Here is a 25,462-nt window from a genome sequence, read left to right as displayed (position 1 = left end):
CTTCCTCGCTTGTAGGGTATTGTTGTTATGCACTTTGATGGTGTCGGGTACGGTATTTGTCGATCAGCACCGCTATGATGATCACCGCCCCTTTGATCACCAGTTGCCAGAAGTAGGAGACGCCCATCAGCGTCATGCCGTTGTTAAGCGTGGCGATGATCAGCGCCCCCACCAGCGTGCCGGTGATCGTGCCGATCCCGCCGACAAAGCTGGTGCCGCCGAGGATCACCGCCGCAATCGCATCCAGCTCGTAGCCCATGCCCAGGTTGCCGTTGGCGCTGTAGAGACGCGAGGCACTCATCACGCCGCCCAGGCCCGAGAGCAGCCCGCTCATGCCGTATACAAACAACAGCACCAGCCAGACCTTAATGCCTGTCAGACGCGCCGCCTGCATGTTGCCGCCAACCGCATAAATGTGAACCCCAAGCGTGGTGCGGCGCAGAATAAACCAGCACAGCACAATGACCGCCAGCGCGATCACCACCAGCCACGGAATGGGGCCGAGGTAGTTATTGCCGATCCACTCAAAGTTAATGTTGGAGTTAATGACGGTCGTACCGTCCGCCAGCAGGTAAGCCGCACCGCGCAGTGCCGTATAGGTACCGAGCGTCACGATAAACGGCGGCAGCCCGGCAAAAGCCACCAGCGCGCCGTTGAACAAACCCAGCACCAGGCCGAGCATGAGCGCTGCCGGAACAGAAAGCATGGCGAACTCAGGTATTAACGACACCACCATCGCCGCCACGGCCGTGGTGCCCAGAATGGAGCCGACGGAGAGGTCGATCCCGCCGGTCAGAATGATGAAGGTCATCCCTGCGGCCAGTACGATGTTGATCGACGCCTGGCGGGTGATATTGAGCAGATTACTTTCGGTAAAGAAGTTAGGCGCGATAAAACCAAATACCGCCACAATCAGGATCAAGATGGGCAAAATGCCGACCGTCTGCATCAGATCGCTCATCAGCATTTTTTTGGCAGAGGCGGACTTCGCCACCTGCTGCGGATGGGTTGAATTTGTCATAGTTGCACCGCCTGATGATGAGAGTCGTTCACGCCGGTCGCCAGCGTCATGATGTTTTCCTGAGAAATTTCTGCTCCGTGAAGTTCACCTGCAATGCTGCCTTCACGCATGACATAGACGCGGTCGCTCATGCCGACGATTTCCGGCAGCTCGCTGGAGATCATCAGGATCGCCACGCCTTTGCGCGCCATCTGGTTCATGATGCGGTAGATTTCACTTTTCGCCCCGACGTCGACGCCGCGCGTCGGTTCGTCCAGAATCAGAATGCGTGGGCCGATGGCCACCCAGCGGGAGATAAGCAGCTTTTGCTGATTGCCCCCGGACAGGCCACCCGCGCGGACCTGTGAATGCGGCACGCGGATGTTAAGCAGGGCGATCGCATCGTCAGAAATGGTCTGCGCTTTTTTGCGGTTCAGCATGCCGAAGGTGGCGTCGCGCTCCAGCGTCGCCATGGTGATGTTCTCCTGTGCGGCCAGCTCGAGGAACAGCCCTTGTTCTTTGCGGTTCTCGGTGAGAAAACCGATCCCGTTGTCGATGGCGGCACGTGGGGAGTGGATCACCACCGGTTCGCCGTCGACCTCAATCATGCCGCCCGTGGCTTTGCGCGCGCCGAAGATCAGCTGCGCCAGTTCGGAACGTCCGGCGCCCACCAGACCTGCCAGCCCGACAATTTCTCCGGAACGCACCTGCAGACTGCAGAGGAGCACTTTCTTGCCGTCGGTAAGGTGATGCACGTTAAGACGCGGGCTGCCGAGCGGGATATCGCGCTCTTTGTTAAACAGATCGCTTAGCGGACGGCCGACCATCATCTTCACCAGCTCAGAGGCGTTCAGTTTGTCGCGCGTCAGGCTACCGACGTACTGCCCGTCACGCAGAACGCTGACGCGATCGGAGAGTTCATACACTTCCGCCATGCGGTGGCTGATATAGATAATCGCCATTCCTTCCTCTCGCAGGCGCAGTATCAGCTCGAACAGGCGATGGGTTTCACGTGAGGAGAGGGCGGCGGTGGGTTCATCCATCACCAGAATGCGGCTGTTGCGGTGCAGCGCGCGGGCAATTTCAACCTGCTGCTGCTCGGCGATGGTTAGCCTCATTACCAGGTCGGTCGCCTTGAAGTGCGCGCCCAGACGGTCAATCACCGCCTGCGCCTGTGCGGCCATCTCTTTGCGCTGTACCAGCCCGGCGCGCGACAGCTCGCTGCCCAGGAAAATGTTTTCAGCGACGGTCAGATTGGGGGCAAGCTGCATCTCCTGATAAATGAGGGTGATACCCGCGGCCAGCGCGTCCTTTGGCCCTTTGATGTGAAACGGCTGTCCGTCAATCAGGATCTCGCCGCTGGTGGCGGTGTAGGCGCCCGCGAGGATCTTCATCAGGGTACTCTTTCCTGCGCCGTTTTCCCCCATCAGCGCGTGGATCTCACCGGGGTACACCGTCAAATCCACACCCTTGAGCGCGTGGAAATGGCCAAACGTTTTGGCAATGTTGCGCATCTCCAGTACCGGGGTTCTGCTCATGGCGGATCTCCTTAAATGTCGATATCCGCACTTCATCACAGGTTGGTAAATGCAAAATGTCAGAAGCCGTTCATATTTGTCATAGTTATGAATAGTTAACTTACATCACAATTCCCCGCTTTTTCCCTCTCAGCAGGAGAGGGCCAGGGTGAGGGCATCACATTGCACCGGAGCTTACCGTATGCCATCACACCGTCCACCCTTCTTTGCCAGCGCCCGTGGTCGCCTGCTGATTTTTAATCTGCTGGTGGTGGCGGTGACGCTGATGGTCAGCGGCGTGGCGGTGCTCGGCTTTCGTCATGCCAGCCAGATCCAGGAACAGGTGCAGCAGCAGACGCTGGATGACATGACCGGCAGCATGAACCTCGCCCGCGATACCGCCAATGTGGCAACGGCGGCGGTGCGGCTCTCGCAAGTTGTAGGCGCGCTGGAATACAAGGGCGAAGCCGAGCGCCTGAAGCAGACGCAGATGGCGCTGCGTCACTCGCTGGAACAGCTTGCCGATGCGCCACTGGCGCAACAGGAGCCCGCGCTGGTGGCGCGAATTATTCAGAGAAGTAATGAGTTACAGCAGAGCGTGACGGGCATGCTGGAGCGCGGGCAGCGGCGTCATCTGGAGCGTAATGCGCTTCTCAGCGCGCTCTATCAAAGCCAGAGCTATTTGCGCCATCTGCAGGACATCAACCGCCGTTACGCCAGCAACGTCCCGGATGCGCAACAGCTTATGGAAATGGACAGGCTAATCATCGCCGCTATTGAAACGCCCTCGCCGCGCGCCACGGTTCAACAGCTGGATGCCGTGACGGCAACGCTGCCCCGGAGCGTGACGCAGCCCGTGGTGAACGCTATCCTGCCCGATTTTAATGCCGAGCTTCACAAGCTTGTTCCGCTCTCGACGCAGCTGGAGGAGAGCGATCTGGCGATCAGCTGGTATATGTTCCACATCAAGGCGCTGGTGGCGATATTAAACAGCGACATCAATCAGTACGTTGAACAGGTGGCGCAGGCCTCCCGGCTGCGCACTGCCCAGAGTCACCAGGAGCTGCGCTCCATCAGCGTATTTATCAGCGTGTTCGCCGTGCTGGCGCTGATCATCACCGGGTGCGCCTGTTGGTATATCTACCGTAATCTGGCCTCCAACCTGACGGCCATCTCCCGGGCGATGTCGCGCCTTGCTCATGGTGAGCAGGATGTTTCTGTCCCCGGGCTGCAGCGCCGTGATGAGCTGGGTGAGCTGGCGCGAGCGTTTAACGTTTTTGCCCGCAACACCGCCTCGCTTGTCCACACCACCCGCCTGCTGAAAGAAAAAACCACGCAGATGGAGATCGACCGCATCGAGCGTCAGGGGCTGGAAGAGGCGTTGGTGCACAGCCAGAAGATGAAGGCCGTCGGGCAGCTGACGGGCGGTCTGGCTCATGACTTTAACAACCTGCTGGCGGTGATCATTGGCAGTCTGGAACTCACCGATCCTGACTCACATGACGCCCCGCGTATCACCCGGGCACTCAAGGCCGCCGAACGTGGTGCGGTGCTGACCCAGCGCCTGCTGGCATTTTCCCGCAAGCAATCCCTGACCCCGCACGCGGTAGAGATGAAACCGCTGCTCGAGAACCTGCGGGAGTTGATGTACCACTCGCTGCCGGCCACCCTGACGCTGGAAATTGAAGCGCAATCACCGGCGTGGCCGGCGTGGATAGACGTTAGCCAGCTGGAAAACGCCATTATTAACCTGGTGATGAACGCCCGTGATGCGATGGAGGGACAGACGGGGGTTATTAAGATCCGCACGTGGAATCAGCGCGTGACCCGCAGTGACGGACGCAGGCAGGATATGGTGGCGCTGGAGGTTATTGACCGGGGAAGTGGAATGTCGCAGGAGGTCAAATCCCGGGTCTTCGAACCGTTCTTTACGACCAAGCAAACCGGGAGCGGTAGCGGATTAGGCCTGTCGATGGTCTACGGTTTTGTACGCCAGTCCGGTGGGCGCGTGGAGATTGAAAGCGCGCCGGGGCAGGGGACCACCGTGCGGCTGCATCTGCCACGCTCGACGCTGCCTGTTAGTTCTGCTGATGAGACCCAGGCCGCCGCGGCTGCCGTTGAAAATGAACGCCTGGTACTGGTGCTGGAAGATGAAGCCGATGTCCGCCAGACCCTGTGCGAGCAGCTGCATCAGCTGGGCTATCTGACGCTTGAAGCGGACAACGGCGAACAGGCCCTGAAGATGCTGGACGCGTCACCGGATATTGGCATGTTCATTAGCGACTTAATGCTGCCCGGTAACCTCAGCGGGGCCGAGGTGATCAACCATGTGCGCAGCCATTATCCGCAGCTTCGGGTGTTGCTGATCAGCGGCCAGGATTTGCGTCCGACGCATAACCCGCAACTGCCGGACGTGGCGTTACTGCGTAAGCCTTTTACCCGTGTACAGCTGGCGCAGGCGTTGCGCAAGGTGATGGTAATTTGAGATTCCTCCGCTACCCCAGCCAGCTGTTGTTCATTACCGTAAGGCCAGTCCACCTGCGAGTCTGGTCTTATGAAACGTTACTCTACCGCTCTGTTATTTGGTCTGCTGTCACTTACCAGCCAACTGGCTCACGCCGATGTTATTGATGAAGCCATTGGCAATATTCAGCAGGCGATCAACGATGCCTATAACCCCAGCAGCAGTCGCAGTAGCGATGATGACGACGATCGCTACGATCGCAGCCGCCAGACCGACAGCCGTCAGTATGACGATCGCCGCAGGCAACTGGAGGATCGCCGTCGCCGTCTGGATGAGCGTCAACGCCAGCTGGATGATGACAGACGTCAGTTAGAAGAAGATGAGCGCCGGTTAGAAGACGATTACGATCGCTGATACGCGCGGTTTAGCATCCATACGCCTCGCCCTCTCATCCAGAGAGGGGGAGAACCTAATCCAGCAACAACGTCATTCCGTCATATCCCGCCTCGAACCCATCGGGTAGCGGGTTATCCATCATCCATACGTCGAACTGATGACTGATATGGGTCAGGATCACCTGCGGACAGCCGATGATCTCATTTAAGGCAATAACCGTATTCAGATCGCAATGGTTGCGCGGCGTTTCGTCACGCGGCTCGTGGCTGCAGTCGATGATCATCGCCTGCGGCCGGTTATTGAGCAGGAATTTTACCGTTTTATCGGGTAATCCGGCGGTGTCGGAGAGCCAGGCCACGCGACTGTGGGCGGACTCCAGCAGGTAGCCAAAGGTGATTTTCGAGTGATTCAGCGGCAGCGGCGTGACCCGCAGGCCCTGCAGTTCAAACATCACAAACGGCTCTACCGTATGGCTGAAATCCAGAATCCCCGGGTGTTTAAACAGGTCGTCACACCCCGACTCGTCTGGCGGACCGTACACCGGAACAGGGGCACCGACGCCCCAGCGCAGGGGGAACAGCCCCTGGACGTGATCCATATGGTAGTGGGTCAGTAAAAACTGCTGAAAGCTGCCTGCTGGCCAGTCGTCCATCAGGTGCGGGATACCGGCGTCCAGCAGCGTTACCGCATCGTTGAATTTGACTACCGCGCTACAGGGGCGACGGCGATGGTTATCCTGCAGACGCGCCCGGCGACACGCCGCGCAGTCGCAGCCAAATACCGGCACCAGCTGAGCGCTACCGGTTCCCGTTAACGTAATCGTCAGACTCATCGTGCACCTCTACAACAGTTTGGTGAAACGAAAATGGCTCTGCGTATACCCTTCACGAGCATAAAAACGGTGAGCGTCCAGGCGCTTCACGCTGGTGGATAGCTCTGTCAGTTCAGCGCCCGCCTGCCGCGCCACGTTCTCCGCCCAGGCCAACAGCTGGCTGCCCACCCTGAGACCGCGCGCCTGCGGCATGACCACCAGCTCCTGGATCTCGCCAATCCATCTGGCGTGGTGCAGGTGAAACTGCATATGCAGGCCAATCATGCCCACCACCTGGCCGTTTAATTCAGCCAGCTGGTAACGCATATTGTGGTCCTGCAGATTGGCAAGATACCCGGCGTGGAACGCCTGATGATCAAACTCACTCTGCTTGAGTTCGCAAATCAGCGCGTAAACAATCTGCGCATCGTCGGCAGTGGCGGGGCGAAGCTGGCAGTCAGGCATGCTGTTTCTCCTTCTGACGGATAAGCGTTAAAAAGTTATCGACTGACTGTAGCAAACTTCCGTCGTTATTGAGGATATGACAGTTCGATGGGGTATAGCGCGCCGCACGTTCAAGCCGCTGCTCGATCTCTTTGGCGTTTTCGCGACCCCGGCTCTGCAACCGGCTGCGCAGCACATCAGGCGAGACCTGCAGACAGACCGGCAACAGCGCTGCTTCATAGCGAGCGCGCGCTTGTTGAAGGTGTGCGCGTGAGCCGTTGACCAGCACGTCGAACCCGGCGTGCAGCCACAGGTCTGTCTCGATGCCTATCCCGTAGTAATAACCGTTGGCGTGCCAGCTGAGCGCCAGCAGATTTTGCCCGGCGCGCGTGAAAAATTCCGGCTCGCTCAGGGCGATATGGTTCTCACTCCCGGCATTCGCCGCACGGGTGATATAGCGGTGCGCAACCAGAAGCTGGGGATGTTCCCGCTGCCGTAACGCGGACAGCAGGCTGTCCTTACCAGAGCCTGACGGCCCCATTAGCCAGATTAGTCTTCCCATCAGAACACCCGTTTTCCCTGACGCCAGACGTGGTCGATATGGATGTGCTCGCCCTTACGGTGAACCAGCACCAGATCCGCCCGTTTACCTTCAGCTATCTCTCCACGATCGTGAAGATTGAGTGCCGTTGCCGGGTTTTTCGTTACCAGACGAATCGCCTGCGGCAGCGTAAAGCGATTGTTTTCGTCAGCCGCGACCCGAAAGGCGGCGTCCAGCAGGCTGGCGGGGTAGTAGTCGGACGAGAGGATATCCAGCAGACCTAGCGACGCGAGCGCGCTTGCCGCCACGTTGCCGGAGTGTGAGCCGCCGCGCACGATATTCGGCGCCCCCATCAGGACGTTCATGCCGTGGGTGCGGGAGGCTTCTGCTGCCTCAAACGTGGTGGGAAATTCAGCGATTACGCTGCCAAGCTGGTGCGATTCGCGCACATGTTCATGCGTCGCATCATCATGGCTGGCTAAGGCAATGTTGCGATCCCGACACATGGCGGCAATGGAGAGCCGGTTTGGTTGAGACCACTGGGCCGCAAGCTGTCGCTGTTCCTCTTCATAACGCGCCATTTCCTCGTTGGTCAGCGCGTATTTTCCCTGATAGTACTCGCGGTATTTCTCTATTCTGGCGAACTGACGCTGCCCCGGCGAGTGGTCCATCAACGAGACCAGTGAGACCGGCTCGCGGTCCACCAGCTTTTCAAACAGCGGCAGAGTGGTGTGATGCGGGAGTTCACACCGCAGGTGCAGACGATGCTCGGCGCGGTTAAGGCCGCGTTTTTGCGTCTCTTCCACGGCGTTGATCATCTTCTCGAGGTTTTCCAGACGGTCGCCGCCGTCGCGCACGTCGCCAATCGCTACGGCGTCCAGCACGGTGGTGATGCCGCTGGCGACCATCAGCGCGTCATGGCTGCTCATCGCGGAATGGGCTGGCCAGTCGACTTTCGGACGCGGGGTAAAGAATTTATCCAGATTATCGGTGTGCAGTTCGATAAGGCCCGGCAGCAGCCAGCCCCCTTCACCGTCCATCGCTTCCGGGGCGCGGCTCTGGGTTTCCGCAAAGGCGCGGATCTCTCCGGCCTGGATCTCAATCGAGCCATCAACGACTTCATTTTCCAGCACCAGCTTTACGTTATTCACGATCATGCGAGCGTCCCCATCGGGTGTAGCCTGTCTGCGACGCGGGAGCGAACGGTGTCGTCGTGGAAGATCCCCACGATCGCCGCGCCGCGTGCTTTGGCCTGTTCGATCAGTTCAACCACCGCCGCGCTGTTCTTACTGTCGAGCGAGGCAGTGGGTTCATCAAGCAGTAAAATCGGGTAGTCGACGATAAATCCGCGGGCGATATTCACCCGCTGCTGCTCGCCACCGGAAAAGGTCGACGGGGCAAGGTGCCAGAGGTGTTCCGGCACGTTCAGGCGCGTGAGCAGGCCGGCGGCTTTCGCGGCACAGGTCTCGCGCGGAACGCCCAGGTCCAGCAGCGGCTGCATGACCACGTCCAGGGCGGAGATCCGTGGGATCACCCGCAAAAACTGGCTGACCCAGCCGATCGTCGAGCGGCGCACGTCCAGCACCTTACGCGCCGGCGCTTGCACCAGATCGACCCATTCATTGCCATGACGAATATAGATATGGCCTTCGTCCGGCAGATAGTTGGCGTACAGGGAGCGCAGCAGCGTCGATTTGCCGCTGCCGGAATGGCCGTGCAACACCACGCATTCACCCTTGCTAACGTCCAGAGAGGCGCTGTGCAGGACCGGCAGGCGCACGCCGTTTTGCTGGTGGAGTACAAAGGTCTTACTGACATTTTCTACGCGGATCATGGGGGCCTCTTAATTCTGCAATACCGATGACACCAGCAGCTGGGTGTACGGATGATGGGGATCGTCGAGTACGCGGTCGGTCAACCCACTTTCCACCACCTGACCCTGCTTCATCACCAGAAGACGGTCCGCCAGCAGGCGGGCAACGCCTAAATCATGGGTGACAATCACCACGGCCAGGTTCAGTTCCACCACCAGGCCGCGCAGCAGGTCGAGCAGACGCGCCTGAACGGAGACGTCCAGCCCACCGGTGGGTTCGTCCATAAACACCAGCTTCGGGTGAGTGACGAGATTGCGGGCAATCTGCAGGCGCTGCTGCATACCGCCGGAGAAGGTGGTGGGCAGGTCATCAATGCGCGAGGTGGGGATCTCCACATCGCTCAGCCATTGCTGTGCCGTGGCGCGGATGTTGCCGTAATGGCGTGCGCCGGTGGCCATCAGCCTTTCACCGATATTGCCTCCGGCCGAGACCTGCCGGCGCAGGCCGTCCATGGGATGTTGATGCACCACGCCCCATTCGGTGCGCAGCAGGCGACGGCGTTCGGCCTCGCTCATGCCGTACAGCGACCGGCGCTCATATAAAATGTCGCCATTTTGCGGCGTCAGTCGTGCAGAGATAGATTTCAGCAGGGTGGTTTTGCCCGAGCCGGACTCGCCGACAATGCCCAGCACCTCGCCTGGCCACAGCTCAAACGAGACGTCGCTGAAGCCTTTGCCCGGCGCGTAAAGGTGGGTCAGGTTATTAACCGAAAGCAGCGGTTTCATTGGCTTTTCGCCTCGCTCTGTTGGCGGCAGAAGTCGGTGTCGGAGCAGACAAACATCCGTTTGCCCGTGTCATCCAGCACCACTTCGTCCAGATAGCTGTGTTTTGAGCCGCAAATGGCGCACGGCTCGTCCCACTCCTGCACCGTAAACGGGTGGTCGTCGAAATCGAGACTCTCCACACGGGTGTAAGGCGGTACGGCGTAGATGCGTTTTTCACGCCCGGCACCAAACAGCTGCAGGGCAGGCATCATGTCCATCTTCGGGTTGTCGAATTTGGGGATGGGGGACGGGTCCATCACGTAGCGTCCATTGACCTTGACCGGATAGGCGTAGGTTGTGGCGATATGGCCGAAGCGGGCGATATCCTCATATAACTTCACCTGCATGACGCCGTACTCTTCCAGGGCGTGCATGGTGCGGGTTTCCGTTTCACGCGGCTCGATAAAGCGCAGGGGCTCCGGAATAGGCACCTGAAAAATCAAAATCTGATCTTCCGTCAGCGGCGTTTCCGGAATGCGGTGACGGGTCTGGATCAGCGTCGCATCTTCGGTTTTTTCGGTGGTATTGACGCCCGTCACGCGTTGAAAGAACTGGCGAATCGACACGGCGTTGGTGGTGTCATCAGCCCCCTGGTCGATGACCTTCAGCACGTCCGACTCGCCAATGACGCTGGCGGTCAGCTGAATGCCGCCGGTACCCCAGCCGTAAGGCATGGGCATTTCGCGGCCGCCGAACGGCACCTGATAACCGGGGATAGCCACCGCTTTCAAAATGGCGCGGCGGATCATGCGTTTGGTTTGTTCATCCAGATAAGCAAAGTTGTAGCCGCTTAAGTTAGTCATGTGCGCGCTCCCGTTGCAGGCGTTTCAGCAGTTCCAGTTCGGCCTGGAAATCGACGTAGTGCGGCAGCTTGAGGTGGGAAACGAAGCCCGCGGCCTCGACGTTATCCGCATGGGCCAGCACGAACTCCTCGTCCTGCGCCGGGCCGGAGACCACTTCGCCGTAGTCCGGTGCCTGCAGGGCACGGTCGACCAGCGCCATCGCCATTGCCTTGCGCTCACTCATGCCGAACACCAGCCCATAACCGCGGGTAAAATGCGGGGCCTCGTTCTCGGGGGCGACAAATCCATTCACCATTTCGCATTCGGTCATGAGCAGTTCGCCGATGTTCACCGCAAAACCCAGCTCTTCGGGCACGATCTCGACGTTAAGGTAGCCGCTACGAATCTCCGCCGCGAACGGATGGTTGCGGCCGTAGCCACGCTGGGTGGAGTAGGCCAGCGCCAGTAAATACCCCTCGTCGCCGCGCATCAGCTGCTGCAGGCGCGACGAGCGTGAACAGGGGTAAACCGGCGGCGTGCGGGTGATGTCGTCAGGTTGCGCGCCAGTATCGTCTTCGGCCTTCGCCAGACCCTGTTTCGCCAGCAGGCTAAAAACGTGCGGGGAGGGAACCTGCTCTGCATCCGTGGTGCTCAGCTGGGGCGTTTCGCCGTTCGCCAGCAGGGTGAAATCCAGCAGACGGTGGGTGTAGTCATAGGTGGGCCCAAGCAGCTGGCCACCGGGGATGTCTTTATAGACCGCCGAAATACGACGTTCCAGACGCATTTCTGCCGTATTGATCGGTTCGCTCACCGCCAGTTTCGCCAGTGTGGTGCGATAAGCGCGCAGCAGGAAGATGGCTTCGACGTTGTCGCCGCTGGCCTGTTTCAGCGCCAGCGCCGCCAGTTCGCGATCAGCGACGCCGCCTTCAGTCATTACCCGGTCGACGGCCAGATTGAGCTGTTGCTCAATCTGGGTGACGCTGAGCTCGGGAAGCGCGTCATCACCCCGTCGTCTGTGCGCCTGCAAGGCATGGGCGGCGGCGATAGCCTTCTCGCCCCCTTTGACGGCAACGTACATCAGCACACCTCCACATGAGTGGTACGAGGGATGGCCAGCAGGCGTTCTCCGCAGGTGAGGATCAGGTCAATACCGAGTGGGAACGGATGCGGGCGTTCGGTCAGTTCATGAATGATGCACTCCGGCAGCTGTGGCGCGACCATGCGCTCTTCGGCAATACCCGCCCCCGTGAGGCGCAGCATGCGGCCACCGCTCAGGCTTGATACCTGCAAAATCAGCGTGGCGCTGGTCTCCGGTGCCACCGCGCTTCCTTCGCTCAGGGCATTAAGCTGCTCGTGGCTGATTTGCTCGTCGGCCACGGCAAACACCGCCTGCCGGGGCTGTTCAACCAGCGGGGCGTTGGTGTGAAAGCGCAGGTTCTGGCTGGCGATATCATTCGATAACGCGCCAGAGAGCCACACCGGGGTGTCGTTGTCGGCGAGCGTCAGCAGTACGCTGGTGGTCGCCAGATTCAGCGGCAGCCAGCCCTGAGAGAGCTGATGCAGCGAGACGATGACGCCCGGCTCGCTCATGGCTTTCAGCAGGCGACGAAAACTTTGTTGGGCATCCTGGACGGCCAGGGTAAAAGCGGGTTGAAGCGTCATGCGTTATCTCCGCGAACGAGCGTAAAGAAGTCGACCCGGCTGGTGTTTATCTGGGCCTGGCGGGCGGCAATCAGTGCAGCACGGTCGGCTTCCAGCGGGGCAATAAGGGTTTCCATCAGGGTCTGGAAATGAGGGTGTTCCTGTAACAGGGCGTCAATCACCGCGCAGCGTTCGGCGTGTGGTTTGTCGCGCCCGAGCACGTAGCTGTAGCCCAGCGTGCCGCTGTTCAGGCGGATCACTGCGCGGGTGAGGGTGGCATCGCCGGCGAAGAAACGCTCACCGGTACCGCCCATACGTGCCTGGATCTGCACCAGACCGATTTCCGGCGCGCGGATGAGGTCATATTCCGGCGTCAGATTCAGCGCCTGTATGCGGTCCGAAAGCGCAGCGGGCTGGCTGTGCGCCAGAACGCCCATCCAGCGCTGGCGGGTGGAGGTGTCGAAATGCATTCAGTGCTCCATGGTGAATTCGATCATGTCGGCGCGGGTCAGGCTGACGGAGTATTCCGTCGCGTCTATTTCGCCGTCACGGTGGTTGAGGGTACGTACGCAGAGCAGCGGAGCCATGTTGGGGATCTCCAGCACGTTGCTCTCTTTGGCCTGCGCGCGGCGGGCGCTGATGCGCGTCTGGGTACGTTTAAGCGAGATGCCCGTGGCATCCTGAAGAAAATCATGCAGCGAGCCGCTGGAGAAATTTTGCAGCACCGGCCACAGCGCCAGGTCGGCGAAGTAGTGGTCTATCTGGCACACCGCCACGCCGTTGACCCGACGCAGGGTACGCAGGTGGATGACATTGTCGCCCTCCTGAATGCCCAGCGCGTCCGCGACGTGGCTTGAGGCCGGGCGCAGCACCGACAGCAGTTTTTCGCTGGTCGGGTGGCTGCCCTGATCCAGCAGGTTCTGGCTAAAACGCGCCTGCGCATTGAGCGGATAGTCAAACGGGCGCATCAACACCAGCACGCCGACGCCCTGACGTCGCTGCACCCAGCCGCGCTCGACCAGCTGATCAATGGCGCGGCGCAGCGTGTGTCGGTTCACTTCGTAGCGGTCGGCAAGCTGCTGCTCGGCAGGCAGGTAGTCTCCGCAGCGGTAGTGGGTGCGAAGTTCCACCTCGAGCTTTGCCGCTATCTCTTGCCAGCGGGTGGGGTAACTGGTCGGATGTCTGGATAAGTGCATACAAATCAAAGCCTCGCTTCTCAGATGAAGTGCTTACGCAAACGTTGAGACATAAAATCCAGCAGGCTGACGGTGATGATAATGAGCACCATCAGGGCGCAGGTTTGCTGGAACTGGAACCCGCGAATCGCTTCCCACAGCGTGACGCCAATACCGCCTGCGCCCACCATGCCGACGACGGTGGCGGAACGAACGTTGGATTCGAAACGGTACAGGGAGAAGGAGATCAGCAGCGGCATCACCTGGGGCAGTACGCCGAAGAGAATCTCTTCAATTTTGTTGGCACCCGTTGCGCGGATGCCTTCGACCGGGCCCGGCTCGATAGCTTCCACCGCCTCGGAGAGCAGCTTGGAGAGCACGCCGGTGGTATGAATAAACAGCGCCATCACCCCGGCGAACGGACCCAGGCCGACGGCCACCACGAACAGCATGGCAAAGACCATTTCGTTGATGGCGCGGCAGGCGTCCATCAGGCGACGCATCGGCTGGTAAATCCACCACGGAACGATGTTCTCGGCGCTCATCAGGCCGAACGGAACAGAAAGGATGACGGCCAGGACGGTGCCCCAGACGGCGATTTGCAGAGTGACCGCCATTTCGCTGAGGTAATCCTGCCACTGGCTGAAATCAGGCGGGAAGAAGTCGGCGGCAAAAGTGGCCATATTGCCGGCATCTTTAAACAGCAGCAGCGGATCCATTTCCGCGCCCTGCCAGGAGATAACGAGCACCGCAAGCAAAATGGCCCAGCTAAAAAGCGAGAACCAGCTGCGTTTCGGCGGTGGGAGGGTGATGGTTTGCATGTGTGCCCCTTTGGTCTGAATGCCCTCTCCCACCGGGAGAGGGCGGTAAGCGTTATTGCACCGCTTTATTCACGCTGCTCATGGCGCCGAGCGCCGCGGTCAGGCGGTCAAGGTCTTCGAGCTGAGCCTGAATCGCAGCCACTTTGCTGCTCTTCTCCTCCTCCTTCAGACCCTTGTTGTCCTTCACGACCTGCATCTCTTTAAACAGCGCCAGCTGGCGAATCGGGACCAGCTGCAGGTCGCTTGACGGGCGGAAAGGTGCCCAGCCCAGACGTTCCAGAACCGTTTTTTCTTCCGGCGTTTTGCCGTAATTCATAAAGAAGTCGTACACCTTGTCTTTGGTGGTCTCAGACAGGTTTTTGCGCCAGACGATGGGGTCGCCCGGGATCAGAGGGGATTTCCAGATAACCTTCAGCGCTTTCAGCTTGTCCGGTGCCGAGGTTTTCAGCTTGTCGAGGTTCTCGGTGTTATTCGTGGCGACATCCACCTGCTTATTGGCCACGGCCAGCGCGTTGGTTTCATGGCTGGCGTTCACGGTGCGCTTAAACTCGCTGGCAGAGGCGTTGTTTTTAGCAAAGACGTAATAGCCCGGCACCAGGAAACCAGAGGTGGAGTTGGGATCGCCGTTACCAAACGTCAGCTCTTTACGTTTGGCGAGCATGTCGTTCAGGTTGTTGATGGGGCTGTCTTTATTGACGATCAGCACGCTCCAGTAACCCGGAGAGCCATCCGCGGCAACGGTCTGGGCAAAGACCTGGCCGTTCGCGCGATCCACCGCTTCCATGGCGGAGAGGTTGCCGTACCAGGCGATGTCGACTTTGTTAAAGCGCATCCCCTGGATGATGCCCGCATAGTCCGGGGCGAAGAAGGCGTTCACTTTGATCCCCAGTTTGGTTTCCATATCTTTCAGGAACGGTTCCCACTGAGGTTTCAGGTTCTGCTGTGATTCCGTCGAAATAATGCCAAAGTTCAGCGCTTTTTCCTGCTCCTGGGCGTACGCAGGGCTTAACAGAGTGCTTATGCTGAACATGCTGGTAAACGCCAGCGCGGCAACGGCTTTGTAGCTCATGTACTTTCCTCGGATCGGTTTTAATTAAGCAGCCTGCGCGTTCTCTTCGACGCGGTTAATGCTGCGATAGAGATGGTCGAAACGGTCGTTATCAAACTGATGGCTTGGGCCATCAAAGAACACATGCCCCTGACGCAACGCGACGATGCGCTCGCAATAGCGCAGGGCGTAGTCCACCTGGTGCAACGTCACCACCACGGTGATGCCGTCGTTGAGGTTGATGTCGCGCAGGGTTTCCATCACGATGCGAGCCGATTCCGGGTCCAGCGAGGCAATGGGTTCATCGGCAAGAATGATTTGCGCTTTTTGCATCAGGGCACGGGCGATAGCCACGCGCTGCTGCTGTCCACCGGAAAGTGTGGAGACGCGCTGGTGGGCGAAATGCGCCATTCCGACGCGGGTCAGCGCCTGCAACGCTTCCTGCTTTTGAGAGGGGGAGAACCAGCGCAGACAGGTGCGCCAGAACGGGGTGCTGCCGATCGCGCCAATCAGCACGTTCTCCAGTACCGTCAGGCGATTGACCAGGTTGAACTGCTGGAAGATATAGCCCGTCTGGGCGCGGCTTTTGCGGATATCCCGCGCCAGGCGTCCTGCACGCTGTACGGTGTTGCCCAGCAGCTCGACGTGGCTTTCTGAGGTCTTATCACAGGTGATAAGGCCGCTTAAATGACGCATAAGGGTGGATTTACCAGAGCCGGATGGCCCCAGGAGCGCCACCATTTCGCCCTGCTGGACGGTCAGATCAACGGCATGCAGGGCCTTGTTGTGATGAAAGGTCTTGCTCAGTTTCTCGACGCGGATAACAGTTTGCATATGCTGGGCCTCACAATAAATGTGGCCTCATGCTGGCGCATCAATATGACATTTGGGTTAAGTCTCGGTTGCGGGAGTTTGAAGAGTTGAGGGGAGTTTGATGACAGGCGGGGGCAGACTGCCCACCGCCAGAAGATCACTGCTGTTGCTTAACGACGTTAATCATCCACGGCACGCCGTATTTGTCGGTGACTTTACCGAAACCGTGCGCCCAGAAGGTCTCCTGCCAGGCCATTTCGATATGGCCTTCCGCGGCCAGATTGTCGAACCAGCGTTTGCCTTCCGCCACGTCCTGGGTGTCCAGCACCAGCGTGAACCCGGCATACTGCGCTTTGCTGCCGGGCGGCTGCCCATCACTCATCATGATATCGCTGCCCGCAATGCGAACATTCGAGTGGGCGATCGCCGAATCCGGAAACTGCATGCCAGACGGACAGCCTTCTTCGCTGCTGTCGCCTTTTGGCATTTCACCGAAGGTGATTTTATAGAGGAGCTCTGCGCCGACGGCGTGCTGATAAAAGGCGGAGGCCTCGGCACAGTTACCGGCGAAAGAGATGTAGGGACTTAACGGCATAATCTATACCTCACGTAAGAAGAGCCCGTTAAGTGTAGTTCTCGCCAGCCCGGTAAGCGAAGCGCCACCGGGCGGGTAAATCAGTTCTTTTTCACAAACTCTGATTTCAGTTTCATCGGGCCAAAGCCGTCAATTTTGCAGTCAATATTATGGTCGCCTTCTACCAGACGGATATTCTTCACTTTAGTGCCGATCTTCAGCATGGAAGAGCTGCCTTTAACCTTCAAATCTTTAATCACGGTGACGCTGTCGCCATCAGCCAGCAGATTACCGTTCGCATCTTTTACAACAAGCGTATCAGTATCGTGCGACGGCTCGGCGTCATTCCATTCGTGAGCGCATTCCGGGCAGATGAACATGCCATTATCTTCATAGGTGTATTCAGAATTGCATTTCGGGCAGTGTGGGAGTTGCATTAGGGTATCCTCAAAAAGTGCGTAACACGCTGGAAAGTGCCAGCAAAATGACGGCTGGGTGCCGAAAAAGGGGGCAAGTATAACGCAAATCCACACCGTTGTCGGTGATATTCTATTTAAAAAAAAAGCAAAAAGCGTGTCGCCAGTGACATTTCCTGTCAGTCAGTTAAGCGATGCTTACGGCATTAACACGGTGGAAAGAAATGGCAGTAAATATATCGAATATTTTATTGCAGCAAATTGCTACGCACCTCCATTTCGGATAAGGTGAAGCGACACATTGTTATTTATCTCCTGACTTCCCCGTCATCCATATCTTATGGCGGTGACGCATTACCTCTCTTTTTAGGTGGGTAAATAATGATGATATATCCTGAAGTTTCTTAAAAATGGGCCAGGCTTTTATCTTTTGGCTGTCATGCCAGAGGGGAAGCTTTACACGCCATGCAAGGATAGCGATTTATTTCTGATTATCTTCAATCAGTTATATTTCGGTGAACATGTTTTCCACACGTGATCATATAAGCCTGAACAACATAATTAAAACCAGTGGCTTAATAAAAGTAATAAATTTGCGTTAAGGAAAGGCTTTTATCATGCACACACAGACCATTTTTGAATTAAGCCAGGAAGCAGAGCGTTTGTTACAGCTCGCCCTGCAAAATCTTGATACGTTGAAATCAATGCCGACGGCGAAGCTAGAAAGCACCGCCGCAGCCATTACGGGTGAAAAGAACAACGTCTTACCTTTGCATTTTAGTGCGCGGGGTGTCGAAGCCCAGCAGGCTATGCTGAATAATGAATTACGGAAAATAACCCGTCTGGAAATGGTGCTGGCAATTGTGGGCACCATGAAAGCGGGGAAATCGACCACCATTAATGCCATTGTCGGAACCGAAGTGTTGCCGAACCGCAACCGACCGATGACGGCGCTTCCGACATTGATCCGTCATACGCCGGGTCAGAAAGAGCCGGTGCTCCATTTTGCTCACGTCTCTCCTATCGATGAATTAATCCTCCTGTTACAGAAAAAGCTCTGCGATTACGATCGCGGTAAGCTGGCGCAGCGTCTGGAAATTGATAAGGACATGATTACGCTGCTGGAAAGAATTGAAAAAGGGGAGGCTTTCGAGAAGCATCACCTTGGTGCGCAGCCGATATTTCATTGTCTGAAAAGCCTTAACGATCTGGTGAGGCTCTCACAGGCGTTGGGCGTCGAGTTCCCGTTCTCTGAATATGCGGCCATCGAACACATTCCGGTGATTGAAGTGGAGTTCGTGCATCTCGCGGGTCTGGATGCCCACCTTGGGCAACTGACGCTGCTTGATACCCCCGGGCCGAATGAGGCCGGGCAACCGCATCTGCAAAAAATGCTGAGCGAGCAGTTATCCCGCGCGTCGGCGGTGCTGGCGGTGATGGATTACACCCAGCTCAAATCGATTTCCGATCACGAGGTCCGGCAGGCCATTTCAGTCGCCGGTAAATCGGTGCCGCTGTATGCGCTGGTCAATAAATTCGATCAGAAAGATCGTAACAGCGACGATGAAGAACAGGTTAAAGCGATGATCTCCGGCACCTTAATGAAAGGGAATATTTCGCCGGGGCAAATTTATCCCGTTTCGTCGATGTGGGCGTATCTGGCGAACCGCGCCCGTTATGAGATGACTACCCACGGTCAGCTACCGGATCACAAGGAGCAGCGCTGGGTTCAGGATTTTGCCGAAGCCGCGCTGGGACGCCGCTGGCGTACGGAGGATTTGGACGACATCGACCATATTCGTCATGCGGCCGATTTGCTGTGGGAAGATTCGTTATTTGAACAGCCGATCCGCAAGCTTATTTATGCCGCCTATGCCAATGCATCGCTCTTCGCCCTGCGTTCGGCGTCGCATAAGCTGCTTAACTACGCCCAAAATGCCCGGGAGTACCTGGACTTCCGCTACCAGGGGCTGACGGTAGCTTTTGAGGCGCTGGAATTGAATATCGCGCGCCTGGAAGAGGACATGGCCCTGCTGCATACGCGTCAGCGCGTGGTGAGCGACGAAGTGAAGCATGAAGTGGAGCAGGCGCTTAACGCCACCGCTGACTTTATGATATCGCAGAATACTTCACTCCAGCAGGCGATTAGCCATGTGTTTAGCGCCCGCTCTGTTCTCGACCTGGCTGGCATCGAACCGCGGGATCTTCGCCGTGACGAGCCGCAGGCGCTGAAACAGCTGGTACTGGATGATGAAGGACAGGCGCAAATTGCGCTGAGTAAAATCCGCTCCTCCTGCGAGCTGATCATGCTGGATGCGCAGACGAAGATCGGCCGGGAGCTGGCGTTACGCTTCGATCAACTGGAGTCGACGCTGGCGCGCTCGCTGAATGAAGCCATGCGGCCAATCGAAACGCGTATTAAAGAACAACTCAGCCATGCGGGTTTTCGCGCGCGGATAAGCTTCCCGGCCTTTCAGGCGCATCAACTTAACTTCAACACCCGGGCGCTGTTTAACGATGCGATTGCGCAGGATCACCGCCCGGCAGGCCAGCCAGCGGGCGCGGCGAGCATGCGTGAAACCGTCTCTCGCTGGCTGAATAACCCGGGCTGGGGCTGGGAAGATTATGTTGTCGCACGCACACGCTATGTCATTGATATTGAACAGCTGCATGAAAAATTCAAGCAGCATATCGATCAGTTCTGTGAACAAATCCGTAAAGCTTTGACCGCCCAGGTCGATGTCTCTGTTACGGCGGGGATGGCAACGTTCTTTGCGGAATTTTCGTTATGCCTGACCGGGTTACAGGAAAGTTTGCGTGATAGCCTCGCAGTACGTCAGCAAAATGAGCATTCGACCCGAGCGCTCAGCCAGCTGTTAAAGCAAAGTATCACGACTGCGACGTGGATACAGGAAGATACCCGACTGTTACGCGATGATATTCAAACCCTATTCGCGGCAGAACAACCATGACAACACAACTACTGGACGGCCCCGGGCGAACGCTGGAGTGTATTCATCCAAAATTTATGGTCGATCTGGTTCAGGGGGTAGACGCGGCGCGTCATCCCCACCCGGGACCACAACAGCTGCAGTTTCGTGAGCGTTTGACCCAGGAGATCATGGCGCATACCCGGCTGCGGCCCTGGGCGATGGCGGGTATGCTTAATGAAAATGCGGCGCTGCGCCTGGGGCTGGCGGAAAAGCTGGCCGGTATGCTTGACCCCGGGCACCTTGCGCTGACGCTGATGGCAGACAAATTGATTGCGCTGCGTCAGCAGACTAACCCGCGGGCCCAGCAATCGCCCGGCCTGATTCAGCAGTACGCTGAGCTTTCCGCTCATTTTACGCAACGAGCCGCCTATAAAGAGAAGGCGCTCTCCCAGCGAGGGCTGACGGTGCAGGCGGGTGAGCACAGCGAACAAATTTTTACCCGCTGGCGAGCCGGTCACTACGATGGCTGGTCGCTGGCCGGGCGTTGCTATGTCGTCCTGGAAGAGCTGCGCTGGGGTGCATTTGGTGATGCCTGTCGCCTGGCGAATGAAGACGTGGCGGCGATGCTCAAGGATAACTTACGCAGTATGGCGGCAAACTATCTTGCGCAGGGCATCAACGCTTCTCCTTCCACCCGCCATTTCTACCATCAGTGGCTGACAACGCCCGCATCGCCGGGACTGATAGATCATAAAGACATGCTCGGCTGGCTGGGCGACTGGTGTCAGGCGGATAACCATCCGGTGAGCTGGTCGGTGACGCAAAGCTGGCACACTGTCGCGCTGGGTATGCCGAGGCTGTGCTCGGCAAAACGGCTTGTGGATGGGATGGTGGAAGAGATTTTTGGTGGCTGAAATCCCCCTCTCACCGGGAGGGGGGCACCGGTTAATGGTGTGTTTCAACAGGATTAGGCTCTGTCTGAACCTCAGCAACATGTCCGACGCGTTTTGCGTACAGAGCGGTGATGATGGGAACCAGAATCGCAGTTACAATCACGCTGGCTGCAACCAGTGCCGTCGCGGACGCGGCCACCGGTTCAAAAGCCGGGTTAATCTGCGCAATGATTACCGGGTTGGCCACGGCTGCACCTGCGGCTGAAGAGGCGGCGATCCCCGCCGTTCCGTTTCCTCCCCCAATGACCCGGTCGGCAATAATCAGCGGAATACCGGTGATGATGATAACCGCCACGCCCAGCACGATACCCAGCAGACCCGTATCGAGGATGACATTCAGGTTGATGGTGTTACCCAGCGCAAAACCGAAGAACGGGATCAGCACCGGCGTGGCTTTGCTGAAGAAATCACGCAGATCGTGATCCAGGTTACCCAGAGCAAAACCGATCAGGAAGGGCAGGATCGCGCCAATAAAGTGGTGGGGTTCAAAGGACGCCAGGCCAGCAGAGCCCAGAATCAGCATGGTCATCAGCGGGCCGGACTCCAGAGACATCAGGACAAATGCACCTGACTCTTCTTTGGTGCCGTACTGGTTCATCAGGCTGGCATACAAACCGCCGTTGGTCATATCCATCGCAGAGACAATTGCCAGAACCGATAATCCGGCGAAGAATCCGGTCTGTATTCCATTCTCCGGAATGAACATCGCACAGATCATTGCCACTACCCAGGCCACGGCAATTTTCGTAATCACCAGCGTGCCGGATTTCCGTAATACGGTGCCTGTTGCCCGTAAATTAATTGAGGCGCCGATACAAAAGAACCAGACGGCCAGAATGGGAACGGTGCCCGTAATCATCCCTTTTGTGAACCCGCCAAAATAAGCGCCGGTTTCAGGAGCCAGGGTATTCAGGATAGCGCCCAGTACAAGCGGAACCAGCATCATACCGCCCGGTATGCGTTCAATCGTGGCTTTAATCTTCATAGATAACCCTCAAATCGTATCCCGCATGGCGGGCGGCAAAAAACTAAAAAATAAATCAATAAATTCAATGAATTGAATGTCTTTGGGTTCGATGGTGTCATTACCCATGCAATAAAACTAAAAAAGCGATCCTGGTAAACGCGGTGCCACAGCACCGGGAACGTGGTATTCGGAATTATCATGCGATCATTGGAATGATGATTCAATGAAAATAAAACAGTGTTTTAGTTATCTACATCACATATTGACGTAAACGTTTTAAACGCGCGTCGGAGGGTTAGAATTTATGTAAATCTGATGTGAAGTAATGGGGTTTCATTTTCCGTTGTACGGGAAATAATGACGTGTGTGAGGATGTGTTTTTATGGCGATTGAGAACGTGTAGATTTGCGCTAATTGACAAAAACTGCAGCCAGCTGACGTAACATAAATATATGTGTGAAGTTGATCACAAATATAAACGCTGGTAGGGTAAAAAGGTCATTAACTGCCCAGGCAGGCGTCAACAGGTTCGGTTGTATCGACGTAAAACGTCAATGTAAGTAAACCTGCTACGCTTGAATAAGGCGATTCGCATGGAGCGGATCCCATGGTTCACAGATCGCATACGGGACTGTGAAACGGACAGGGCCGAGTCTACGAGGATAGCTATGCTCAGAAGGAAAAAAATCAAACCCATCACGCTTCGCGACGTCACCATTATTGATGACGCCAAACTGCGCAAAGCGATCACCGCCGCCTCGCTGGGTAATGCGATGGAATGGTTCGATTTTGGTGTTTACGGCTTTGTGGCCTATGCGTTAGGTAAAGTGTTCTTCCCCGGCGCCGACCCCAGTCTGCAGATGATTGCCGCGCTGGGTACGTTCTCCGTCCCCTTCCTGATTCGCCCGCTGGGTGGTCTGTTCTTCGGTATGCTTGGCGATAAATATGGTCGCCAGAAGATCCTTGCTATCACCATTGTCATTATGTCGATCAGTACGTTCTGTATCGGCCTGATACCGTCCTATGCCAGCATCGGCATTTGGGCTCCGATTCTGCTGCTGCTTTGTAAGATGGCCCAGGGCTTCTCCGTAGGCGGTGAGTATACGGGTGCCTCTATCTTTGTCGCAGAGTATTCCCCGGACCGTAAGCGCGGCTTTATGGGAAGCTGGCTGGACTTCGGCTCGATTGCCGGGTTTGTCCTGGGTGCGGGCGTGGTGGTGCTGATTTCTACCGTCGTCGGTGAAGAGAACTTCCTCTCCTGGGGCTGGCGTATTCCGTTCTTCCTGGCGCTGCCGTTAGGGATTATCGGTCTTTACCTGCGTCATGCTCTTGAAGAAACGCCGGCGTTTCAGCAGCACGTTGAGAAGCTGGAGCAGGGCGACCGCGAAGGGCTGCAGGATGGCCCGAAAGTCTCCTTTAAAGAGATTGCGACAAAGCACTGGCGCAGCCTGCTGACCTGTATTGGTCTGGTCATCTCCACGAACGTGACCTACTACATGTTGTTGACCTACATGCCGAGCTATCTGTCGCATAACCTGCACTATTCAGAAGACCACGGTGTGCTGATTATTATCGCCATCATGGTGGGTATGCTGTTTGTGCAGCCGATTATGGGGCTGTTGAGCGACCGCTTTGGCCGTCGACCGTTCATTATTCTGGGGAGTGTCGCGCTGTTTGCCCTGGCAATCCCGGCCTTTATTCTGATTAACAGTAATGTGCTGGGTCTGATTTTTGCCGGTCTGCTGATGCTGGCGGTGATCCTCAACTGCTTTATCGGGGTGATGGCCTCGACGCTGCCTGCGATGTTCCCGACACACATTCGGTACAGTGCGCTGGCGGCTGCCTTTAACATCTCGGTGCTGATTGCCGGTCTGACCCCGACGCTTGCCGCCTCTCTGGTGGAAAGTACGCAGAACCTGATGATGCCGGCTTATTACCTGATGGTTATCGCGGTGATTGGTTTGATTACCGGTATTACCATGAAGGAGACGGCGAATCGTCCTCTTAAAGGGGCCACGCCTGCGGCGTCTGATATCCAGGAAGCGAAAGAGATCCTGCGCGAACACTACGATAATGTAGAGCAGAAGATTGAAGACATTGATGCAGAGATTGAAGAGCTGCAGCAAAAACGCTCCCGCCTGGTGGACCAGCATCCACGAATCAACGAGTAATAAAAAAACCCGCCGCTGGCGGGTTTTCTTTTATTAGCAGCCTGCGGCGATGTAATCGCCATTGGCGCTGATGGGGAGTACCGTCAGGAACAGCACGGTCGCGAACAGGATCAGGACTATTCCTCCGGCTATTTTAAAGACCGGAACCAGCCAGCTGAGTGAAGCCCCGCCGCCAAACCAGGCCACTGTCCGCTCTCGGGCATAACGTACCGCCAGGGACAGGCCCATAATCGACAACGCCGTTCCCAGCGACATGGTCATGACCGCGGCCATCCCCCAGGTAACAATACCCAGCGCATTTGAAAACATCAGGATCATGATCGCCCCGCTGCACGGACGCGCACCAATCGCCAGTATGACGCCCAACCGGGTTTTCCAGTCGCCTTGCGCCAGATCTGCACCTACACCGTGATGACCACAACCACAGTGTTCATTATGTTGATGAAGGGGCGTGATGGCTGAGATAACCATCCGGCGAGGTCGCAGGCTTTTCAGCGCCTGGTAAATGACAAATACACCAAATGCACCGATGAGCACCGCGCTTATCTTCTCGACGTACCAGCGGCTGGTACTGATATCCCCCGATGCGAGGTTAAACCCTACCGCCAGAATAAAGACAAAGAGAATGGCGCTGACGCCCTGCATCAGGCTGCCAAGAAAAGGAACGACCCGGGCGGCCCGTTCGCTTTCTTTATTTGTCGTGAGGTAGGTCGTCACAATGAATTTCCCATGCCCCGGCCCGATGGCGTGCAACACGCCATAGAAGAAGGCGCCGGTTAATAGCCATAACCCGCCGCTGTACTGGTGGTTGTTAAGCTGGAGCAGGTACATCACCAGATAACGGTGCAGGGTAATTTGCGTGGCAAGGCACCACTGAAGAAAGGTGTTCCAGTGCGTATGCAGGGTAAACCCGGCTAAGAGGATCGCCAGCAACATGATGCCTGCTGTAGGAAGACGCCAGTCACGAGTCAGTTGTTGTGTGGTCATGGGGTGGCCCGGTGGGGGAATATTTGTCGCTAGTATAGTTGATCTTGCCTGTTAATCCGTAGGATCGCACAGAGATCCCGCCTCAATTGTGGATAAGTCTGTGCGTAAAAGGGTATAAAGCGGGGTTTTGCTGGGGAATACAGCAGTCAGTCATCTTTTTGCAACTTTTAGGTTGCGGCCTGCAGAGAACTCCCTATAATGCGCCTCCATCGACACGGCGGATGTGAATCACTTCACAGTTAACCCGGTCGGTTGAAGAGAAAAAATCCTGAACATCAGGGTTGACTCTGAAAGAGGAAAGCGTAATATACGCCACCTCGCGACGGTGAGCTGTAAGCCGCGTCGCAACTGCTCTTTAACAATTTATCAG

At 57.0% G+C, this 25,462-nt stretch carries 25 protein-coding genes; 5 read left to right on the top strand and 20 right to left on the bottom strand.

The window, feature by feature from the left end:
- Positions 1-25: 25 nt before the first annotated feature.
- A complete protein-coding gene (locus BJ887_RS00125; RefSeq protein WP_121339007.1) occupies positions 26-1,021 on the bottom strand; it encodes a ribose ABC transporter permease in 996 nt (331 codons plus the stop codon).
- Positions 1,018-2,538 (bottom strand): sugar ABC transporter ATP-binding protein, encoded by a 1,521-nt coding sequence (locus BJ887_RS00120; protein WP_121339005.1) that lies wholly within the window; start codon positions 2,536-2,538, stop codon positions 1,018-1,020. The genes BJ887_RS00125 and BJ887_RS00120 overlap by 4 nt, the downstream gene beginning before the upstream one ends.
- A 181-nt stretch (positions 2,539-2,719) precedes the next feature.
- Between BJ887_RS00120 and BJ887_RS00115 the strand changes: the two genes are divergently transcribed.
- Together BJ887_RS00115 and yjdP are read left to right on the top strand one after the other, a co-directional pair.
- Positions 2,720-5,002, top strand: a complete 2,283-nt coding sequence (locus tag BJ887_RS00115) for an ATP-binding protein (RefSeq protein WP_121339003.1) — start codon at positions 2,720-2,722, stop codon at positions 5,000-5,002.
- Positions 5,003-5,071: 69 nt separating this feature from the next.
- Positions 5,072-5,395 (top strand): DDRRRQL repeat protein YjdP, encoded by a 324-nt coding sequence (gene yjdP / locus BJ887_RS00110; protein ID WP_014168254.1) that lies wholly within the window; start codon positions 5,072-5,074, stop codon positions 5,393-5,395.
- 55 nt (positions 5,396-5,450) lie between these two features.
- On the opposite strand, the gene phnP is transcribed toward yjdP, so the two are convergent.
- From phnP to BJ887_RS00030, 16 genes are all read right to left on the bottom strand, one after another.
- Positions 5,451-6,209, bottom strand: a complete 759-nt coding sequence (gene phnP / locus BJ887_RS00105) for a phosphonate metabolism protein PhnP (protein ID WP_068795433.1) — start codon at positions 6,207-6,209, stop codon at positions 5,451-5,453.
- A gap of 9 nt (positions 6,210-6,218) precedes the next feature.
- Positions 6,219-6,653 carry an aminoalkylphosphonate N-acetyltransferase gene (gene phnO / locus BJ887_RS00100; protein ID WP_014168256.1) on the bottom strand — a complete coding sequence of 145 codons (435 nt, stop codon included), beginning with the start codon at positions 6,651-6,653 and terminating at the stop codon, positions 6,219-6,221.
- On the bottom strand, positions 6,646-7,197 hold the full coding sequence (gene phnN / locus BJ887_RS00095) for a ribose 1,5-bisphosphokinase (protein ID WP_040018699.1): 552 nt from the start codon (positions 7,195-7,197) through the stop codon (positions 6,646-6,648). Before phnN ends, phnO begins: the two co-directional genes overlap by 8 nt.
- Complete coding sequence (phnM, locus tag BJ887_RS00090; RefSeq protein ID WP_014168258.1) at positions 7,194-8,330, bottom strand: alpha-D-ribose 1-methylphosphonate 5-triphosphate diphosphatase; 1,137 nt, start codon at positions 8,328-8,330, stop codon at positions 7,194-7,196. Before phnM ends, phnN begins: the two co-directional genes overlap by 4 nt.
- Positions 8,327-9,007 carry a phosphonate C-P lyase system protein PhnL gene (gene phnL, locus BJ887_RS00085; RefSeq protein WP_014168259.1) on the bottom strand — a complete coding sequence of 227 codons (681 nt, stop codon included), beginning with the start codon at positions 9,005-9,007 and terminating at the stop codon, positions 8,327-8,329. The genes phnM and phnL overlap by 4 nt, the downstream gene beginning before the upstream one ends.
- A 9-nt stretch (positions 9,008-9,016) precedes the next feature.
- Positions 9,017-9,772 carry a phosphonate C-P lyase system protein PhnK gene (gene phnK, locus BJ887_RS00080; protein ID WP_121339001.1) on the bottom strand — a complete coding sequence of 252 codons (756 nt, stop codon included), beginning with the start codon at positions 9,770-9,772 and terminating at the stop codon, positions 9,017-9,019.
- Positions 9,769-10,614, bottom strand: coding sequence for an alpha-D-ribose 1-methylphosphonate 5-phosphate C-P-lyase PhnJ (gene phnJ / locus BJ887_RS00075; RefSeq protein WP_014168261.1), 846 nt, complete (start codon positions 10,612-10,614; stop codon positions 9,769-9,771). Before phnJ ends, phnK begins: the two co-directional genes overlap by 4 nt.
- The gene (locus tag BJ887_RS00070) at positions 10,607-11,671 is read right to left on the bottom strand and encodes a carbon-phosphorus lyase complex subunit PhnI (RefSeq protein WP_121338999.1); all 1,065 of its coding nucleotides are present in this window, start codon (positions 11,669-11,671) and stop codon (positions 10,607-10,609) included. Before BJ887_RS00070 ends, phnJ begins: the two co-directional genes overlap by 8 nt.
- On the bottom strand, positions 11,671-12,255 hold the full coding sequence (gene phnH, locus BJ887_RS00065; protein WP_014168263.1) for a phosphonate C-P lyase system protein PhnH: 585 nt from the start codon (positions 12,253-12,255) through the stop codon (positions 11,671-11,673). Before phnH ends, BJ887_RS00070 begins: the two co-directional genes overlap by 1 nt.
- Positions 12,252-12,704, bottom strand: coding sequence for a phosphonate C-P lyase system protein PhnG (gene phnG, locus BJ887_RS00060; protein WP_121338997.1), 453 nt, complete (start codon positions 12,702-12,704; stop codon positions 12,252-12,254). The genes phnH and phnG overlap by 4 nt, the downstream gene beginning before the upstream one ends.
- A complete protein-coding gene (gene phnF, locus BJ887_RS00055) occupies positions 12,705-13,430 on the bottom strand; it encodes a phosphonate metabolism transcriptional regulator PhnF (protein WP_047742390.1) in 726 nt (241 codons plus the stop codon).
- Positions 13,431-13,450: 20 nt separating this feature from the next.
- On the bottom strand, positions 13,451-14,230 hold the full coding sequence (phnE, locus tag BJ887_RS00050; RefSeq protein ID WP_121338995.1) for a phosphonate ABC transporter, permease protein PhnE: 780 nt from the start codon (positions 14,228-14,230) through the stop codon (positions 13,451-13,453).
- Between the two features lie 52 nt (positions 14,231-14,282).
- A complete protein-coding gene (phnD, locus tag BJ887_RS00045; protein WP_121338994.1) occupies positions 14,283-15,299 on the bottom strand; it encodes a phosphonate ABC transporter substrate-binding protein in 1,017 nt (338 codons plus the stop codon).
- 24 nt (positions 15,300-15,323) lie between these two features.
- The gene (phnC, locus tag BJ887_RS00040; protein ID WP_121338992.1) at positions 15,324-16,112 is read right to left on the bottom strand and encodes a phosphonate ABC transporter ATP-binding protein; all 789 of its coding nucleotides are present in this window, start codon (positions 16,110-16,112) and stop codon (positions 15,324-15,326) included.
- A 136-nt stretch (positions 16,113-16,248) separates the two neighbouring features.
- Entirely contained in the window at positions 16,249-16,686 is a 438-nt protein-coding gene (gene yjdN, locus BJ887_RS00035) for a VOC family metalloprotein YjdN (RefSeq protein WP_014168269.1), read from the bottom strand.
- Between the two features lie 80 nt (positions 16,687-16,766).
- Entirely contained in the window at positions 16,767-17,102 is a 336-nt protein-coding gene (locus BJ887_RS00030; protein WP_020882810.1) for a zinc ribbon domain-containing protein YjdM, read from the bottom strand.
- Between the two features lie 596 nt (positions 17,103-17,698).
- Between BJ887_RS00030 and crfC the strand changes: the two genes are divergently transcribed.
- Positions 17,699-20,053 carry a clamp-binding protein CrfC gene (crfC, locus tag BJ887_RS00025; protein ID WP_121338991.1) on the top strand — a complete coding sequence of 785 codons (2,355 nt, stop codon included), beginning with the start codon at positions 17,699-17,701 and terminating at the stop codon, positions 20,051-20,053.
- Positions 20,050-20,928 carry a diguanylate cyclase regulator RdcB family protein gene (locus tag BJ887_RS00020; RefSeq protein ID WP_121338989.1) on the top strand — a complete coding sequence of 293 codons (879 nt, stop codon included), beginning with the start codon at positions 20,050-20,052 and terminating at the stop codon, positions 20,926-20,928. The genes crfC and BJ887_RS00020 overlap by 4 nt, the downstream gene beginning before the upstream one ends.
- A 31-nt stretch (positions 20,929-20,959) precedes the next feature.
- Here the strand turns inward: BJ887_RS00020 and kdgT are convergent, their stop codons facing one another.
- Entirely contained in the window at positions 20,960-21,952 is a 993-nt protein-coding gene (gene kdgT, locus BJ887_RS00015; protein ID WP_121338987.1) for a 2-keto-3-deoxygluconate transporter, read from the bottom strand.
- A gap of 650 nt (positions 21,953-22,602) precedes the next feature.
- Between kdgT and proP the strand changes: the two genes are divergently transcribed.
- Positions 22,603-24,105 carry a glycine betaine/L-proline transporter ProP gene (proP, locus tag BJ887_RS00010; RefSeq protein WP_020882807.1) on the top strand — a complete coding sequence of 501 codons (1,503 nt, stop codon included), beginning with the start codon at positions 22,603-22,605 and terminating at the stop codon, positions 24,103-24,105.
- Positions 24,106-24,138: 33 nt separating this feature from the next.
- Here the strand turns inward: proP and BJ887_RS00005 are convergent, their stop codons facing one another.
- The gene (locus tag BJ887_RS00005; RefSeq protein ID WP_047355931.1) at positions 24,139-25,092 is read right to left on the bottom strand and encodes a nickel/cobalt transporter; all 954 of its coding nucleotides are present in this window, start codon (positions 25,090-25,092) and stop codon (positions 24,139-24,141) included.
- Between the last annotated feature and the right edge of the window lie 370 nt (positions 25,093-25,462).

The sequence above is a fragment of the Enterobacter sp. WPR_3_1 genome, assembly GCF_003635055.1.
GTDB classification, from domain to species: Bacteria; Pseudomonadota; Gammaproteobacteria; order Enterobacterales; family Enterobacteriaceae; genus Enterobacter; species Enterobacter ludwigii.
This window is presented reverse-complemented; position numbering and strand designations above follow the sequence as displayed.

Bases quoted from the DNA above. Each gene is read 5' to 3' on its own strand.
- BJ887_RS00125 (WP_121339007.1), bottom strand. From the start codon at position 1,021: ATGACAAATTCAACCCATCCGCAGCAGGTGGCGAAGTCCGCCTCTGCC.
- BJ887_RS00120 (WP_121339005.1), bottom strand. From the start codon at position 2,538: ATGAGCAGAACCCCGGTACTGGAGATGCGCAACATTGCCAAAACGTTT.
- BJ887_RS00115 (WP_121339003.1), top strand. From the start codon at position 2,720: ATGCCATCACACCGTCCACCCTTCTTTGCCAGCGCCCGTGGTCGCCTG.
- yjdP (WP_014168254.1), top strand. From the start codon at position 5,072: ATGAAACGTTACTCTACCGCTCTGTTATTTGGTCTGCTGTCACTTACC.
- phnP (WP_068795433.1), bottom strand. From the start codon at position 6,209: ATGAGTCTGACGATTACGTTAACGGGAACCGGTAGCGCTCAGCTGGTG.
- phnO (WP_014168256.1), bottom strand. From the start codon at position 6,653: ATGCCTGACTGCCAGCTTCGCCCCGCCACTGCCGACGATGCGCAGATT.
- phnM (WP_014168258.1), bottom strand. From the start codon at position 8,330: ATGATCGTGAATAACGTAAAGCTGGTGCTGGAAAATGAAGTCGTTGAT.
- phnL (WP_014168259.1), bottom strand. From the start codon at position 9,007: ATGATCCGCGTAGAAAATGTCAGTAAGACCTTTGTACTCCACCAGCAA.
- phnK (WP_121339001.1), bottom strand. From the start codon at position 9,772: ATGAAACCGCTGCTTTCGGTTAATAACCTGACCCACCTTTACGCGCCG.
- phnJ (WP_014168261.1), bottom strand. From the start codon at position 10,614: ATGACTAACTTAAGCGGCTACAACTTTGCTTATCTGGATGAACAAACC.
- BJ887_RS00070 (WP_121338999.1), bottom strand. From the start codon at position 11,671: ATGTACGTTGCCGTCAAAGGGGGCGAGAAGGCTATCGCCGCCGCCCAT.
- phnH (WP_014168263.1), bottom strand. From the start codon at position 12,255: ATGACGCTTCAACCCGCTTTTACCCTGGCCGTCCAGGATGCCCAACAA.
- phnG (WP_121338997.1), bottom strand. From the start codon at position 12,704: ATGCATTTCGACACCTCCACCCGCCAGCGCTGGATGGGCGTTCTGGCG.
- phnF (WP_047742390.1), bottom strand. From the start codon at position 13,430: ATGCACTTATCCAGACATCCGACCAGTTACCCCACCCGCTGGCAAGAG.
- phnE (WP_121338995.1), bottom strand. From the start codon at position 14,230: ATGCAAACCATCACCCTCCCACCGCCGAAACGCAGCTGGTTCTCGCTT.
- phnD (WP_121338994.1), bottom strand. From the start codon at position 15,299: ATGAGCTACAAAGCCGTTGCCGCGCTGGCGTTTACCAGCATGTTCAGC.
- phnC (WP_121338992.1), bottom strand. From the start codon at position 16,112: ATGCAAACTGTTATCCGCGTCGAGAAACTGAGCAAGACCTTTCATCAC.
- yjdN (WP_014168269.1), bottom strand. From the start codon at position 16,686: ATGCCGTTAAGTCCCTACATCTCTTTCGCCGGTAACTGTGCCGAGGCC.
- BJ887_RS00030 (WP_020882810.1), bottom strand. From the start codon at position 17,102: ATGCAACTCCCACACTGCCCGAAATGCAATTCTGAATACACCTATGAA.
- crfC (WP_121338991.1), top strand. From the start codon at position 17,699: ATGCACACACAGACCATTTTTGAATTAAGCCAGGAAGCAGAGCGTTTG.
- BJ887_RS00020 (WP_121338989.1), top strand. From the start codon at position 20,050: ATGACAACACAACTACTGGACGGCCCCGGGCGAACGCTGGAGTGTATT.
- kdgT (WP_121338987.1), bottom strand. From the start codon at position 21,952: ATGAAGATTAAAGCCACGATTGAACGCATACCGGGCGGTATGATGCTG.
- proP (WP_020882807.1), top strand. From the start codon at position 22,603: ATGCTCAGAAGGAAAAAAATCAAACCCATCACGCTTCGCGACGTCACC.
- BJ887_RS00005 (WP_047355931.1), bottom strand. From the start codon at position 25,092: ATGACCACACAACAACTGACTCGTGACTGGCGTCTTCCTACAGCAGGC.